The sequence below is a fragment of the Variovorax sp. FG153 genome (assembly GCF_057809595.1).
Window position 1 is genome coordinate 28,052 of the sequence record NZ_JBMDKG010000015.1, and the last position, 15,450, is coordinate 43,501.

General features: G+C 70.0%; 14 protein-coding genes. 12 read left to right on the plus strand and 2 right to left on the minus strand.

Going from position 1 to position 15,450, the window contains the following annotated elements; genetic code table 11:
* Positions 1-18: 18 nt before the first annotated feature.
* Positions 19-396, plus strand: coding sequence for a VanZ family protein (locus ACODT0_RS17805; RefSeq protein ID WP_489041875.1), 378 nt, complete (start codon positions 19-21; stop codon positions 394-396).
* Between the two features lie 243 nt (positions 397-639).
* Positions 640-924: a hypothetical protein gene (locus tag ACODT0_RS17810; RefSeq protein WP_057595717.1), complete on the plus strand. Its 285-nt coding sequence runs from the start codon at positions 640-642 to the stop codon at positions 922-924.
* 67 nt (positions 925-991) lie between these two features.
* On the opposite strand, the gene oxlT is transcribed toward ACODT0_RS17810, so the two are convergent.
* Both oxlT and ACODT0_RS17820 read right to left on the minus strand, forming a co-directional pair.
* A complete protein-coding gene (gene oxlT, locus ACODT0_RS17815; RefSeq protein ID WP_057595716.1) occupies positions 992-2,317 on the minus strand; it encodes an oxalate/formate MFS antiporter in 1,326 nt (441 codons plus the stop codon).
* Positions 2,318-2,528: 211 nt separating this feature from the next.
* Complete coding sequence (locus ACODT0_RS17820; protein ID WP_057595715.1) at positions 2,529-3,353, minus strand: ferritin-like domain-containing protein; 825 nt, start codon at positions 3,351-3,353, stop codon at positions 2,529-2,531.
* 266 nt (positions 3,354-3,619) lie between these two features.
* Here ACODT0_RS17820 and alaS point away from each other — a divergent pair, with 266 nt between their 5' ends.
* The 10 genes from alaS to ACODT0_RS17870 all read left to right on the plus strand — a co-directional run bounded on the left by alaS (position 3,620) and on the right by ACODT0_RS17870 (position 15,448).
* Positions 3,620-6,244 (plus strand): alanine--tRNA ligase, encoded by a 2,625-nt coding sequence (gene alaS / locus ACODT0_RS17825; RefSeq protein WP_057595714.1) that lies wholly within the window; start codon positions 3,620-3,622, stop codon positions 6,242-6,244.
* Between the two features lie 19 nt (positions 6,245-6,263).
* Positions 6,264-7,280 (plus strand): 2-dehydropantoate 2-reductase, encoded by a 1,017-nt coding sequence (locus tag ACODT0_RS17830; protein ID WP_489041876.1) that lies wholly within the window; start codon positions 6,264-6,266, stop codon positions 7,278-7,280.
* 52 nt (positions 7,281-7,332) lie between these two features.
* On the plus strand, positions 7,333-8,589 hold the full coding sequence (locus ACODT0_RS17835; RefSeq protein ID WP_489041877.1) for a D-amino acid dehydrogenase: 1,257 nt from the start codon (positions 7,333-7,335) through the stop codon (positions 8,587-8,589).
* A gap of 188 nt (positions 8,590-8,777) precedes the next feature.
* Complete coding sequence (locus tag ACODT0_RS17840; RefSeq protein ID WP_261207045.1) at positions 8,778-9,761, plus strand: Bug family tripartite tricarboxylate transporter substrate binding protein; 984 nt, start codon at positions 8,778-8,780, stop codon at positions 9,759-9,761.
* Positions 9,762-9,768: 7 nt separating this feature from the next.
* Entirely contained in the window at positions 9,769-10,584 is an 816-nt protein-coding gene (locus tag ACODT0_RS17845) for an SDR family oxidoreductase (protein WP_489041878.1), read from the plus strand.
* Positions 10,585-10,617: 33 nt separating this feature from the next.
* The gene (locus ACODT0_RS17850) at positions 10,618-11,166 is read left to right on the plus strand and encodes a cupin domain-containing protein (protein WP_489041880.1); all 549 of its coding nucleotides are present in this window, start codon (positions 10,618-10,620) and stop codon (positions 11,164-11,166) included.
* An 11-nt stretch (positions 11,167-11,177) separates the two neighbouring features.
* On the plus strand, positions 11,178-12,035 hold the full coding sequence (locus ACODT0_RS17855; RefSeq protein WP_489041930.1) for an alpha/beta fold hydrolase: 858 nt from the start codon (positions 11,178-11,180) through the stop codon (positions 12,033-12,035).
* Positions 12,036-12,073: 38 nt separating this feature from the next.
* The gene (locus tag ACODT0_RS17860) at positions 12,074-12,910 is read left to right on the plus strand and encodes an IclR family transcriptional regulator (protein WP_057595708.1); all 837 of its coding nucleotides are present in this window, start codon (positions 12,074-12,076) and stop codon (positions 12,908-12,910) included.
* 5 nt (positions 12,911-12,915) lie between these two features.
* A complete protein-coding gene (locus tag ACODT0_RS17865; RefSeq protein ID WP_413763146.1) occupies positions 12,916-13,749 on the plus strand; it encodes an SDR family oxidoreductase in 834 nt (277 codons plus the stop codon).
* The gene (locus tag ACODT0_RS17870) at positions 13,742-15,448 is read left to right on the plus strand and encodes a thiamine pyrophosphate-binding protein (protein ID WP_489041881.1); all 1,707 of its coding nucleotides are present in this window, start codon (positions 13,742-13,744) and stop codon (positions 15,446-15,448) included. The genes ACODT0_RS17865 and ACODT0_RS17870 overlap by 8 nt, the downstream gene beginning before the upstream one ends.
* Positions 15,449-15,450: the final 2 nt, after the last annotated feature.

Below are 15,450 nucleotides of genomic sequence, written 5' to 3' on the forward strand. Positions count from 1 at the left end.
TTTGCTACAGGAGATGGCGTGAGCCGACCGGAGATCTTTTCGCATGCGGCCCTCGCCGGCCCGCGCAAGTGGCGCTGGCTGCTGGCCATCACGATGCTCGCGGTGCTCGTGCTGAGCCTGCTGCCCCAGAACGTGCCGATGCCGACCACCGGTTGGGACAAGTCCAACCACCTGCTGGCCTTCGCGACGCTCGGCGGCCTGGGCTGCTGGTCATGGCCCGGGCGACTGCGTCTCGTGTTGCCGGCGCTGCTGGCCTATGGCGGATTGATCGAGGTGCTGCAGTCGTTCACGCCCGATCGCTCGGCGGAGTTCGAGGACCTGCTGGCGGATGCGATCGGGCTGCTGGTCGGCGCGGCCGTCGCGGCCTTCCTGGCGAAATGGCAACAGCGGATCTGAGGCCCAAAAAAACACCCGCCGAAGCGGGTGAGGTGAGCATGTAGCTCAGGGGGAGGGAGGATTCGAGCGAAGTTTCCGATGAAAACAAAAGTTTAACGTCGGTACTTTCCCTGCCCTCATGCCGGCCGCGATTCCGTGAACGATTCCCTCGTGTCTACGCCCGCGTGGCGCATGAGACTACAGACCGCCGCCGCCCGGCGGCCAAGGATGGCTCCATCGCATCACATCCGAAAGGAGCTTCCCATGATGTTCGACTTCCTTCGTTCGAGCCCGACCGCCTACCTGAAGCGCGCAGCGACGCTGCTCGAGGAGGCGCAGATGGCGCGCATCGAGCACCAGGCCGCGGCCGAGCACCACAGCGCGCTGGCGCGCATGTACGCCGAGCGGGTGCGGCGCCTCGAGAGCGAGCTCTACCGGCCGCAGCCCTCCAGCGGTGCGGATGCGCCCAAGGTGTCCGAGGAGCGCCCGCAACCTCAGCTCTACTCGCTCGATGCCGGCCGGCGTGCCGGTGCGACCTCGGCGAGCTGACACTGCCCGCAGAAAGAAGAAAAAACGGCCGCTGATGCGGCCGTTTTTCTTTGGGGTGGAAACGTCTTCAGTTGCGCGCGGCCGCCGCCGCGTTCGCGGCCTCGATGGTGCGCCGGCGCAGCGGCGCCAGTACCAGCTTGGCCGCGATGCCCGAGGCGATCGACACCACCGCGACCAGCAGGAACACGCGGTCCCAGTTGCCGCCCGCGGCCAGCACGGTGCCCAGCGGCACGAACAGCGAGGCGGTGCCCTTGGCCGTGTACATGGTGCCGGCGTTGCCGGCGGCGTTCTTGATGCCGAAGGTGTCGGCCACCAGCGCCGGGAAGATCGAGTAGATCTCGCCCCAGAACAGGAACACCAGCGCCGCGAAGGTCATGAAGGCCACCGGCTCGTGGCCGTACTGGCGCAGGCCCAGCAGGGCCAGGCCCTCGCCGATGAAGACGATCAGCATGGTGTTCTCGCGACCGATCTTGTCCGACACGAAGCCGCACAGCGGCCGCGTGAAGCCGTTGGCCAGGTTGTCGATGGCCAGCGTCATGGTCAGCAGGGGCATCGACAGGCCGAGGAAGTGCATCGGCATCTTGTCGATGTGGTAGTCCTTGGCGATCGGGCCGATCTCGGCCGTGGCCATCAGGCCGCCCGCGGCCACCAGCACGAACAGCAGGTAGGTGAGCCAGAAGACCGGGGTCTTGACCATCGCGGCCGGCGTGTAGTCGACCTTGGTCATCACCAGGCGGGTCTGCGCGATCACGCCGCTGGGTACGAAGGGCTTCACCATGAACATCGACATCACGAAGATGCAGGCGCCCTGCAGGATGCCGAAGTACAGGAAGGTGTGCTCGTAGCCCGAGGTCTGGATCATGTTGGCGATCGGGATCACGGTGATCGCCGCGCCGGCGCCGAAGCCCGCGGCCGTGAGGCCCGCGGCCAGGCCGCGGCGGTCGGGGAACCACTTGAGCGCGTTGCCCACGCAGGTGCCGTAGACGCAGCCGGCGCCGATGCCCGAGATCACGGCCGCGGCGTAGAGCACCGGCAGGCTGTCGGCGTAGGCGTTGATGATCCAGCCGCAGGCCGCGAGGATCGCGCCGCCGGCGATCACCGGCCGCGGGCCGAAGCGGTCGACCAGCCAGCCTTCGATCGGCACCAGCCAGGTCTCGACCACGACGAAGACCGAGAACGCGATCTGGATCGCGGCCAGCCCCCAGTGGTGCTTGGCCTCCATCGGTGCGACGAACAGGGTCCAGCCGTACTGGACGTTGGCGATCATCGCCATGCAGACGATGCCCAGCGAGAGCTGGATCCAGCGCGTCGAGGGTTTGCGGGTGGTGGAGGAAGCCGAGGCGGAGCGCGGCGCGCTGCTGCTCTCCACGGCGATGGGCGAGGGAGTGGTCATGACGAACCTGTCCTTTGTCTCTGGGCGAGTCTGTAGTTATGGAAGGTGCTCGGAGCCTTCGCATGGAGGGCTTCCGAAACGGTTTCCACTGTCGGAGCGTTCGCCTCAAAAACTCTTGACGTGCGTCAATTTCATGCCGATGGCGGCATGCTCGTTCTCCCTTATTCGCTGTCGTGAATGGATGGCCGCGCGGGCCTGCATGTACCGCGCCTCAGCGCAGGAACACGTGCTGCATGAACTGCTGGATCGGGTACTGCACCACCGTCTGCACGCGCGCCGGCAGCTCGAGCGGACGCATCAGCATCTTGAGCGTGGCGCCCGGGCTCAGGTGGGTGCGGATGGTGCGGTTCATGGTGGCGCCGAGGCCGCGCACGTAGGCGGCATCGTCGGCGCGCTCGGGCGAGCGCGCGCGCACCACGTGGCGGATCGCGCAGTCGGCGTCCTCGCTCTTGAGTTCCAGCGTGCGCCGGCCGATGGTGCCGAGCACGCGGAAGCGGCCCAGCCCTTCCTGCTCGCGGTAGCGGCGGAAGAAGCGATAGAAGTGCTTGTAGTGGTTGACCTCGTCGGTCGCGATGCGGGTCGCGAGGTCGTGCAGCACGGGCTCGTCGGTGCTGCGCGCCATGGCCTTGTAGTAGGTGGCGGTGCCGGTCTCGACCACGCAGCGCGCGCTCATCTCGAGGCCGCGCGTGGGCGCCAGCAGCTCGACCTTGCAGTAGGTGGCGTACTCCTCGAGGAAGCCGCGGTAGGCCTGCTCCCAGGGAAACTCGGGCCAGACGTACTCGACGTAGGCGCGCAGCGCCTTGCCGTGCTGCAGTTCCTCCTGCTCCCACTGGGTACTGAGCCAGGCGGTGACTTCCTCATCGCCACGAAAGAAATCGACCAGGTTGTGGGTGTAGAGGTCGGAACCGCTTTCGATGAAGGAGGCGGCGGCCACCAGATAGAAGAGGTTCTCGTCGCTGCGCACCCTGTCGAGCGCGATGCGCGAGAAGTCGAGGTCTTCGATCGTCCAGTGCGCTTCCGCCTCGTGGCTTGCCATGCGTGTTCCTTGATTCATGTCCAGATGAATAGGAGGGGGCCGGCCGGTTTTGGTTCTCGTCGGTCCCCGGGTTCGCGTCAGGGCACATATTAGCCCCGCGCCAGGGAGCGTGCAGCGGGGGATTGCATCCGGCCGGGCCGCCCGGCGGGCGCCAAACCTATAATCGATTGTTCAAGCAAATCAAGCAGTTAGGCCGGTTCGCCGCAGTGGGTTCGACATGAGGGTCGCCATCGCCGCGCCGCCCTCGACAGAAGACGAATCCAAAGATGAGCCAGCCCACATTCACTGTCGCGGACATCCGCAAGACCTTTCTCGATTTCTTCGCCTCCAAGGGCCACACGGTGGTGGCCTCGAGCCCGCTGGTGCCGGGCAACGACCCGACGCTGATGTTCACCAACTCGGGCATGGTGCAGTTCAAGGACGTGTTCCTCGGCGAAGACAAGCGCCCCTACGTGCGCGCCGCCTCGGTCCAGGCCTGCCTGCGCGCCGGCGGCAAGCACAACGACCTCGAGAACGTGGGCTACACCGCGCGCCACCACACCTTCTTCGAGATGCTGGGCAACTGGAGCTTCGGCGACTACTTCAAGCGCGAATCGCTGCACTGGGGCTGGGAGCTGCTCACGCAGGTCTTCAAGCTGCCGCCCGAGCGCCTGCTGGCCACGGTCTACCACGAGGACGACGAGGCCTTCGACATCTGGACCAAGGAGATCGGCCTGCCGCCCGAGCGCGTGATCCGCATCGGCGACAACAAGGGCGGCAAGTACAAGTCCGACAACTTCTGGATGATGGCCGACACCGGCCCCTGCGGCCCGTGCTCCGAGATCTTCTACGACCACGGCCCGCACATCCCCGGCGGCCCCCCGGGCAGCCCGGAGGAAGACGGCGACCGCTTCATCGAGATCTGGAACCACGTGTTCATGCAGTTCGACATGCAGGACGACGGCAGCGTCGTCAAGCTGCCCGCGCCCTGCGTCGACACCGGCATGGGCCTGGAACGCCTGGCGGCGATCCTGCAGCACGTGCACAGCAACTACGAGATCGACATCTTCGATGCGCTGATCAAGGCCGCCGCGCGCGAGACCGGCGAGAAGGACCTCGCGAACAACTCGCTCAAGGTGATCGCCGACCACATCCGCGCCACCGCCTTCCTGGTGGCCGACGGCGTGATCCCCTCGAACGAAGGCCGCGGCTATGTGCAGCGGCGGATCATCCGCCGCGCGATCCGGCATGGCTACAAGCTGGGGCAGAAGAAGCCCTTCTTCCACAAGCTGGTGCCCGACCTGGCGAGGCTGATGGGCGAGGCCTATCCGAAGCTGGTGGCCGACGAGAAGCAGATCACCGACACGCTCAAGGCCGAGGAAGAGCGCTTCTTCGAGACGCTGGCGATCGGCATGGAAATCCTCGACACGGCGCTGGCCGGCGGCGTGAAGACGCTGCCGGGCGACGTGGCCTTCAAGCTGCACGACACCTACGGCTTCCCGCTCGACCTGACGCAGGACGTCTGCCGCGAGCGCGACGTGCAGGTCGACGAGGCCGGCTTCAACGAAGCGATGCGGCGCCAGAAGGAAGCCGGCCGCGCGGGCGGCAAGTTCAAGATGGAGCGCGCGGTCGAGTACAGCGGCGCGGGCAACGTCTTCACCGGCTACGAACACCTCGAGGAAGCGGCCAAGGTGCTGGCGCTGTACCTCGAAGGCTCGGCCGTGCAGGAACTCAAGGAAGGCCAGAGCGGCATCGTGGTGCTCGACACCACCCCGTTCTACGCCGAGAGCGGCGGCCAGGTCGGCGACCAGGGCTTCATCTCGGCCGAGGGCGTGCAGTTCGGCGTCGAGGACACGCTCAAGATCAAGGCCGACGTCTACGGCCACCACGGCACGCAGACCCAGGGCACGCTCAAGGTCGGCGACAGCGTCAAGGCCGCGGTCGACGGCGCGCGCCGCGCCGCCACCATGCGCAACCACTCGGTCACCCACCTGATGCACAAGGCGCTGCGCGAGGTGCTCGGCGGCCACGTGCAGCAGAAGGGCTCGCTGGTCGATGCCGACAAGACGCGCTTCGACTTCGCGCACAACGCACCGGTCACGCGCGAGCAGATCCTCGAGATCGAGCAGCGCGTGAATGCCGAGATCCTCGCCAACGCCGCCACGCAGGCGCGCGTGATGGACATGGAATCGGCCCAGAAGACCGGCGCGATGATGCTGTTCGGCGAGAAGTACGGCGAGACCGTGCGCGTGCTCGACATCGGCTCGAGCCGCGAGCTCTGCGGCGGCACGCACGTGGCGCGCACCGGCGACATCGGCCTGTTCAAGATCGTGAGCGAAGGCGGCGTGGCCGCCGGCGTGCGCCGCGTGGAAGCCATCACCGGCGCCAATGCGCTGGCCTACCTGCAGGACCTCGAATCCACCGTGCACAGCGCGGCCGCCACGCTCAAGGCGCCGGCCGCCGAGCTGCAGGGCCGGCTGGCCCAGGTGCTCGACCAGGTCAAGGCGCTCGAGCGCGAAGTCGGCTCGCTCAAGGGCAAGCTCGCCTCGTCCAAGGGCGACGAGCTGCTGGCGCAGGCCATCGAGGTCAAGGGCGTGAAGGTGCTGGCCGCCAAGCTCGACGGCGCCGATGCCAAGACGCTGCGCGACACCATGGACAAGCTCAAGGACAAGCTCAAGAGCGCCGCCATCGTGCTGGCCGCGGTCGACGGCGCCAAGGTGCAGCTCGCGGCCGGCGTCACGGCCGACGCGATGGGCAAGGTCAAGGCCGGCGAGCTCGTCAACTTCGTGGCCCAGCAGGTGGGTGGCAAGGGCGGCGGCAAGCCCGACCTGGCGATGGCCGGCGGCACCGATGCCGCCGCGCTGCCCGCGGCGCTGCAGTCGGTGCAGGCCTGGGTGAGCGAACGCCTCTGATCCCGCGGAAACCGTCGCGATGACCGACACGGTGCCCGGCGAAGTCCTCGTGATGGGCGCGGGCACCATCGGCTGCTTCGTCGGCGGCAGCCTCGCGGCGGCCGGCGTGCCGGTCACCTTCGTCGGGCGTGCGCGCGTGCTGCAGGCGCTGGCCGCGCAGGGCCTGGCGCTGACCGATCTCGAGGGCCGCAAGCACCATCTGCCGGCCGCCGGCCTGCACCTGGTCGACCGGGTCCCCGGCGGCATCAAGCCCGCCCTGGTGCTGCTTGCCGTGAAGAGCGGTGCCACCGCCGAGGCCGCGGCCGAGCTGGCCTTCTCGCTGCCGGCGGGCACGCTGGTGGTCTCGCTGCAGAACGGGGTCTCGAATGCCGCGGTCGCGTCCGAGGCCGGCCCCACGCTCAACGTGGTGCCGGCGATGGTGCCCTACAACGTCGCCGAGCTCGGCCCCGGTGCCTTCCACCGCGGCACGCCGGGCCGGCTCGCGGCGCGCGACGACGAGGCGCTGCGGCCCTGGCTGCCGGTGTTCGAGCGCGCCGGCGTGCCGCTCGACCTGCATGCCGACCTGCGGCCGATCCAGTGGGGCAAGCTGCTGATCAACCTCAACAACCCGGTCAATGCGCTGTCGGGCCTGCCGCTGCGCGAGCAGCTGATGCAGCGCGGCTACCGGCGCTGCTTCGCGGCGCTCATGGACGAGGGCCTGCGCGTGCTGCGCCAGGCCGGCATCGCGCCGGCCCAGGTCACGGCCGTGCCGCCGCGCCGGCTGCCGGGCCTGCTGCGGCTGCCCGACTGGCTGTTCCGCATCGTCGCCGCGCGCATGCTGCGCATCGACGCCAAGGCGCGCTCGAGCATGGCCGACGACCTCGCGCTCGGCCGGCGCACCGAGATCGATGCGCTCAGCGGCGAGATCGTGCGGCTGGCCGAGGCCTGCGGCCTGGAGGCGCCGCGCAACGCGCGCATGGTCGAGTTGCTCGAGGCCTGGCCCGCGGCGCGGCAGCGCTTCTCGGCACGGCAGTTGCAAGACGCTTTGAAGCTGTAAGTCGGCCGCTGTACCCTCGCGGCATGCCGGCTTCGGCAGCGGGAGGTCTTCGATGCGGATCCTGGTCCTGGGCAGCGGTGTCATCGGCACCTCGGTGGCGTATTACCTGGCGCGCGACGGCCACGAGGTGACGGTGCTCGAGCGCCAGCCGGCGCCCGCGCTCGAAACCAGCTTCGCCAACGCGGGCGAGGTCTCGCCCGGCTATTCGGCGCCCTGGGCCGGGCCCGGCGTGCCGCGGAAGGCCGTCAAGTGGATGCTGATGCAGCACAGCCCGCTGGTCATCAAGCCGATGCTCGACCCGGCCATGTGGCGCTGGGGGCTCGCGATGCTGCGCAACTGCACGCAGGCGCGCTACGAGCTCAACAAGGCGCGCATGGTGCGGCTGGCCGAATACAGCCGCGACTGCCTGAAGGCGCTGCGCGCCGATACCGGCATCGCCTACGACGAGCGCATGCAGGGCACGCTGCAGCTGTTTCGCAGCCAGCAGCAGCTCGACGACAGCGCCAAGGACGTCGAGGTGCTGAAGGCCTCGGGCGTGCCCTACCAGCTGCTCGACCGCGAGGGCTGCGTGCAATACGAGCCCGCGCTGGCCGCGGTGCGCGAGAAGTTCGTCGGCGGCCTGCGGCTGCCGGGCGACGAGACCGGCGACTGCTTCAAGTTCACGCAGGCGCTGGCGGTGCTGGCCGAGAGCCATGGCGCCAGCTTCCGCTTCGGCGTGAACATCGAGGCCATCGAGCACGACGGCGGCGGCGTGACCGCGGTGCGCACCGATGCCGGTCGCTTCGTCGCCGACCGCTACGTGCTCGCGCTCGGCAGCTACTCGCCCGCGCTCGCCAGGCCGCTGGGCATCGACCTGCCGGTGTACCCGGTCAAGGGCTTCTCGATCACGGTGCCGATCGCCGACCCGGCGGGGGCGCCCGAATCCACCGTGATGGACGAGACCTTCAAGGTCGCCGTCACCCGGCTCGGCGAGCGCATCCGCGTCGGCGGCACGGCCCAGCTCTCGGGCTTCGACCTGCGCCTCGATGCCGGCCGGCGCGACACGCTCGAGCACGTGGTGACCGATCTCTTTCCGCGCGGCGGCGACGTGGGCACGGCCAGCTTCTGGACCGGCCTGCGCCCGATGACGCCCGACGGCACGCCCGTGATCGGCGCCTGCCGCATCCCGAACCTGCTGCTGAGCACGGGCCACGGCACGCTGGGCTGGACCATGGCGGCCGGCACCGGCCGCGTGATGGCCGACCTGGTCGGCGGGCGTGTGCCCGCGATCGACATGGAAGGGCTGACGGTCGCGCGCTACGGCGGCTGAGCAGCGCTGCTTCGACGCCAGGGCAGGGCGGTTCCGAGAGGAGCCGCCCTGTTTTTGCATGCGCAAAGCCGACTAGGGTTTCTACCTAGATATGAAGTTGTCCTGATCGCTATCCTTCGTGGCGTTCCATTAATAAATCGTTGTTTCATTAGTAAAACAAACAGCGATCCACCCGGACCCACGAATCCATGCCCCTCACTCGCCGCCACGCCCTTGCCGCCGCCGTCTGCGCGGCCGCCGCCAGCGCCACCGGGTCCGCCTGGGCCGACGCCTATCCGGCCAAGCCGATCACGCTGGTGGTCGCCTACCCGGCCGGCGGCGACACCGACGCGCTCGCGCGGCTGTTCGCCGAGAAGCTCGCCACGCGCGTCGGCCAGCCGGTGCTGGTCGACAACCGGCCCGGCGCCAGCGGCATCATCGGCAGCGCCTTCGTGTCGAAGGCCGCGCCCGACGGCTACACGCTGCTGCTCGCGCCCAGCACCTTCTCGATCGCGCAACTGGTGCTCAAGACCGGCGGCACCTCGGGCTACGACGTGCTCGCGGGCTTCACGCCGATCGTGCAGACCGGTAGCCAGCCGCTGTTCCTGGTGGCCGGCGCCGGCAGCGGCTTCGCGAGCCTGAAGGACGCGGTGGCCGCGGCCAAGCCGGCCAAGCCGCTCGGCTATGCGAGCCCGGGCAGCGGCTCGCCGATGCACATCCTCGGCGAGATGTTCGCGCGCGCCTCGGGCGCCAGCCTCGCGCACGTGCCCTACAAGGGCGTGGCGCCGGCGGTCAACGACGTGCTCGGCGGTCACGTGCCCGTCACCTTCATCACGCTGGGCCCGGTGGCGCCGTACTTCGCCAACGGCAAGCTGCGCGCGCTGGCCGTGGCCTCGGCCCAGCGCACGCCGCTCGCGCCCCATGTGCCCACGCTGGCCGAGCAGGGCTACAAGGACGTCGAGGTGACGGCCTGGAACGGCCTCTGGGGCCCGCGCAACCTGCCGCCCGAGATCGTGAAGACGCTCAACGGCCACTTCAACGAGATCCTGAAGATGCCCGAGATCGTCTCGCGCATGGCCGTGCTCGGCACCACGCCCGTGGGCGGCGAGGCCGAGGTGCTCGGCAAGACCAATGCCGCCGACTACGCGCGCTTCGGCAAGGTCATCAAGGAGCTCGGCATCCAGGCCGACTGAACCCGCCATGACCGAATTCAAGACCACCGCCGATCCCGCCAGCCTGCAGGCGCTGCTGGCCGAACTGCCGGCCAACCTGCTGGCCGGCCGCCGCGTGCTCGTCACCGGCGGCGCGCGCGGCCTCGGCCTCGCGTTCGCGCAATGCATCGCCGCGGCCGGTGCCGGCGTGGTGCTGGCCGACATCCTCGGCGAGCAGGCCGAAAGCGAAGCGAAGGCACTGCGCGACGCCGGCCGCCAGGCGCATGCGCTGGCCATCGACCTCGCGGACCCCGCCTCGATCGAGGCCGGCGCCGCCGAGGCGATCCGGCTGCTCGGCGGGCTCGACGGCCTGGTCAACAACGCCGCCATCACCAATTCGGGCGGCCGCGACGCGCACCAGCTCGAGATCGACACGTGGGACCGCGTGATGGCCGTCAACGTGCGCGGCAGCTGGCTCATGGGCCGCGCCTGCCGCGCGGCGCTGGCCGACAGCGGCCGCGGCGCCGTCGTCAACCTCGCTTCCGACACTGCGCTGTGGGGCGCGCCCAACCTGCTGGCCTATGCCTCGAGCAAGGGCGCGGTGATCTCCATGACGCGCTCGTTGGCGCGCGAATGGGGCGGCGACGGCATCACCGTCAACGCCGTGGCGCCCGGCCTCACGCTGGTCGAGGCCACCGAGTACGTGCCGATGGCGCGCCACCAGAAATACCTCGAGGGCCGCGCCATCCCGCGCGAACAGCAGGCGGCCGACGTCTGCGGCGCCACCGTGTTCCTGCTCTCCGGCCTCGCGCGCTTCGTGACCGGCCAGCTGCTGGCCGTGAACGGCGGCTTCGCGATGCACTGAATCCCTTCCTCTTCGACCCAGGAGTCCCACACCATGAGCGATCTGTCCGAACAGCAAAAGATCAACGATGCCGGCACCAACAGCCTGGCGCAGCCCGCGGGCAGCAGCCTCGCCGAGTGGATGGACAGCCGCATCGCGCGCTATTCGACCCGCAAGTACGACTGGGACGCGCTGAAGTTCCAGGCCGATTTCGATCCCAAGTTCCGCCGCGCCCAGATGCGCTACGTGGGCACGGGCGGCACCGGCGTCGCCAAGGACGTCGACACCGTGCCGGCCGAGCACTTCACCTTCTCGACCATGGTGATCCCGGCCGGCCACGAAGGCCCGCCGCACCTGCACACCGACGTGGAGGAAGTGTTCTTCCTGATCCGCGGCAAGCTCAAGGTGGTGATCGAGAAGGACGGCGAGCGCTTCGAGACCATCATGACCGACCGCGACCTGATCTCGGTGCCGCCCGGCGTCTACCGCGAGGAGATCAACATCGGCGACGAGGACGCGCTGATGTGCGTGATGCTCGGCGCCAAGAAGCCGGTGACGCCGACCTATCCGGCCGACCATCCGCTGGCCAGGATCAAGCGTTGAGCACGGCGGCCATGCAGACCATCGACATCCAGGCCTCGATGCCGCCCGCTGCCGAGCTGGCGCGGCTCGATGCGCGCTTCGCGGCCCGCGAGGTCGCGGTCGCGGGCGACGCCGTGGTGTCGGTGCGCGAACGCGGGCAGGGCCCGGCGATCGTCTGCCTGCATGGCATCGGCTCGGGCGCGGCCTCGTGGCTCGAGGTCGCCGAGCTGCTCGCACCCGAGGCGCGACTGATCGCCTGGGACGCGCCGGGCTACGGCGCATCGACGCCGCTCGAGGCCGATGCACCGACAGCCGCCGACTACGCGGCGCGCCTGGGCGCCTTGCTCGATGCGTTGCGCATCGAGTCCTGCGTGCTGCTCGGCCATTCGCTCGGCGCGATCGTCGCCGCCGCGGCCGCGCGCCGCGATGCGCGCATCCGCCGGCTGCTGCTGGTCAGCCCCGCGATCGGCTACGGCGCCGCGCAGCGCGCGGAGGCGCGCGCCAAGGTCCGCGCCGAACGGCTCGCCACGCTCGAGCAGCTCGGCATCGCCGGCATGGCTGCGCAGCGCGCGGGCCGGCTGGTGTCCGACCAGGCCAGCGAGGCCGCGCGCCAATGGGTGCGCTGGAACATGGCGCGCCTGAACGACCGCGGCTACCGCCAGGCCGTCGAGCTGCTGTGCAACGCCGACCTGCTGGCCGAGCTGCCGCCGCCGATGCCGGTGCGCGTGGCCTGCGGCGCGCTCGATGCGGTCACGCCGCCCGCGGCCTGCGAGGAAGTGGCGCGGCGCTGCGGCGTGGCGCTCGAATTGGTGGACGATGCGGGCCACGCCGGCTACGTGGAGCAACCGCGGGCCGTCGCCGCGCTGCTGCGCGAATCGCTCGCGCACTGAGCGCCACCACCCCTATCCAACGAAGGAAATCAAGAGACATGGCCACCAATGACACCGACGCGATGGAAGAGGGCGCGGACCGCTACAACGTGCCCGCGCTCGAGCGCGGATTGCGCGTGCTGTGCGAGTTCAGCCGCGAGAGCCGCACGCTCTCGGCGCCCGAGCTGGCGCGCCGCTTCGACCTGCCGCGCTCGACCGTGTTCCGCCTGCTCACCACGCTCGAGAACATGGGCTTCCTCGAGCGCGCCGAAGGCGGGCGCGACTACCGCCTGGGCCTGGCCGTGCTGCGCCTGGGCTTCGAATACCTGGCCTCGCTCGAGCTCACGCAGCTCGGCACGCCGCTGCTCAACCGCCTCTGCGAGGAGCTGCGCACGCCCTGCAACCTGGTGGTGCGCGACGGCCGCTCGATCGTCTACGTCGCCAAGGTCGCGCCGCCCACGCCCTTCGCGAGCTCGGTCACCGTGGGCACGCGGCTGCCGGCCCATGCCACGGTGCTGGGCCGCATCCTGCTGGAGGACCTGACCCTGCCGCAACTGCGCGCCCTCTATCCCGAGGACAAGCTCGAGACCTTCTCGCCGAGCACGCCGAAGACCGTCAACGAGCTGTTCGACATGGTGCAGGCCGACCGCCAGCGCGGCTATGTGCTCGGCGAGGGCTTCTTCGAGTCGAACATTTCGACCATCGCCGCGCCGGTGCGCGACCACGGCGGCCACATCGTGGCGGCACTGGGCGCCACCATCACCTCGGGCCACATCGACGAGAGCCGCATGGACGAGATGGTGCAGCGCGTGCGCGGCACGGCCGACGAGATCTCGGGCCTGCTCAATTACTCGCCCGCGCGCGCCGCCAAGGTGGTGCCGCTGCGCAGCGCCTGAGATCCATGGCTGCTTCCTCTTCTTCCTTCTTCGCCGCCGATGCACTGGCCGGCCGCGTGGCCGTGGTCACGGGCGGGTCGTCGGGCATCGGCCTGGCCACGGTCGAGCTGCTGCTGGCCTGCGGCGCCGCGGTCGCGCTGTGCGGCCGTAACGCCGAGCGGCTCGATGGCGCCGTGGCCGGCCTGCGCGCGCGCTTTCCCGAGGCGCGGCTGTTCGCGCAGCCCTGCGACGTGCTCGATGCCGCCGCGGTGCGCGCCTTCGCGGCCGCCAGCGAGGCCGCGCTCGGCCCGGCCTCGATGCTGGTCAACAACGCGGGGCAGGGCCGGGTCTCGACCTTCGCCGACACCGACGACGAGGCGTGGACGCAGGAGCTGCACCTGAAGTTCTTCTCGGTGATCCATCCCACGCGCGCCTTCCTGCCGCAGCTCGCGGCGCAGCGCGCCGTGCTTGGCGACGCCGCCATCGTCTGCGCCAACTCGCTGCTGGCGCGCCAGCCCGAGCCGCACATGGTCGCGACCTCGGCCGCGCGCGCGGGCCTCTTGAACCTGGTGCGCTCGATGGCGACCGAGTTCGCGCCGCAGGGCGTGCGCGTCAACGGCATCCTGATCGGCCTGGTCGAGTCGGGCCAGTGGCGCCGCCGCTTCGAGGCGCGCGAAGACAAGTCGCTGGACTGGGCCGCCTGGAGCGGCCAGCTCGCGAAGACCAAACACATCCCGCTGGGTCGCCTGGGGCTTCCGACCGAAGCCGCGCGCGCGATCCTGTTCCTTGCTTCCCCCCTCGCTTCCTACACGACGGGCAGCCATATCGACATCTCCGGAGGCCACTCGCGCCATGCATAACCCCCAGAACAACAACAGCCCCGTGACCGTGGGCGCGGTCGTCGCCGCCTTCCTCGAGCAGTGCGGCGTCAAGGCCGCCTTCGGCGTGATCTCGATCCACAACATGCCGATCCTCGATGCCTTCGCGCAGCGCGGCACGATCCGCTTCGTCTCGGCGCGCGGCGAGGCCGGCGCGGGCAACATGGCCGACGCCTATGCACGCTCCACCGCGAGCCTGGGCGTGTGCATCACCAGCACCGGTCCGGCCGCGGGCAACATCGCGGGCAGCCTGGTCGAGGCGCTCACCGCCGGCGCGCCGCTCTTGCACATCACCGGGCAGATCGAGACGCCCTACCTCGACAAGGGCATGTCGTACATCCACGAGGCGCCCGACCAGCTCACCATGCTCAAGGCGGTGTCGAAGGCGGCGCTGCGCGTGCGCAGCGTCGAGACCGTGCTCGGCACGCTCAAGCGCGCGGTGCAGCTCGCGCTGACCGCGCCCACCGGCCCGGTCAGCGTGGAGATCCCGATCGACATCCAGTCGGCGCTGACCACCATGCCGGCCGACCTGTCGCCGCTGCCCATCGAGCGGCCCGTGCCCTCGGCTGCCGGGCTCGATGCGCTGGCCGCGCGGCTCGCCGCCGCGAAGCGTCCGCTGCTGTGGATCGGCGGCGGCGCGCGCCATGCCCGTGCCGCGATCCAGCGGCTGCAGAAGCTGGGCTTCGGCGTGGTCACGACCACGCAGGGCCGCGGCACCGTGCCCGAGGACGATGCCGGCTCGCTCGGCGCCTACAACATCCAGAAGCCGGTCGAGGCCTTCTACCAGAGCTGCGATGCGCTGCTGGTCGTCGGCTCGCGGCTGCGCGGCAACGAGACGCTCAAGTACGAACTCAAGCTGCCGCGCCCGCTCTACCGCATCGATGCCGACGCGGCCGCCGAAGGCCGCTGCTATGCCTCCGAGGCCTTCGTCTGCGGCGACTCGGCGCTCGCGCTCGAGGGCCTGGCCGATCGCCTCGAGGCGGCCGGCTACCGCGCCGACCCGCGACTGCTGGTCGACCTGCGCGCCGCGCACGAGCAGGCGGTGGCGACGCTGCGCGACGGCCTCGGGCCCTATGCCGAACTCGTGCGCCGCCTGCAGTCGGCGGCCGGCCGCCAGTTCAACTGGGTGCGCGACGTGACGGTCTCCAACAGCACCTGGGGCAACCGCGAGCTGCGCATCTTCGAGCCGAGCGCCGGCGTGCACGCCACGGGCGGCGGCATCGGGCAGGGCATGCCGATGGCGATCGGCGCGGCCATCGGTGCCGCGGTCACCGGTTCGGGCCGCAAGACCTTCTGCCTGGCCGGCGACGGCGGCTTCATCCTCAACCTGGGCGAGCTGGCCTGCATGGTGCAGGAGAAGGCGCCGATGGCCATCGTGCTGATGAACGACCAGAGCTACGGCGTGATCAAGAACATCCAGGACGCGCAGTACGGCGGCCGCCAGTGCTATGCCGAGCTGCACACGCCCGACTACGAATTGCTGTGCCGGTCGATCGCGCTGCCGCATGCGCGCGTGAAGGACCTGGCCGAGCTGCCGGCGCGGCTCGACGAGGCGCTGTCCACCGACGGCCCCTTCCTGCTCGAGATCGACATGCTGTCGATCGGCGGCTTCAAGACCAGCTTCGCGGGCCCGCCGACCAACACGGTCACGCAGATTCCCGCGCTCGGCACGGCAAAGTGACA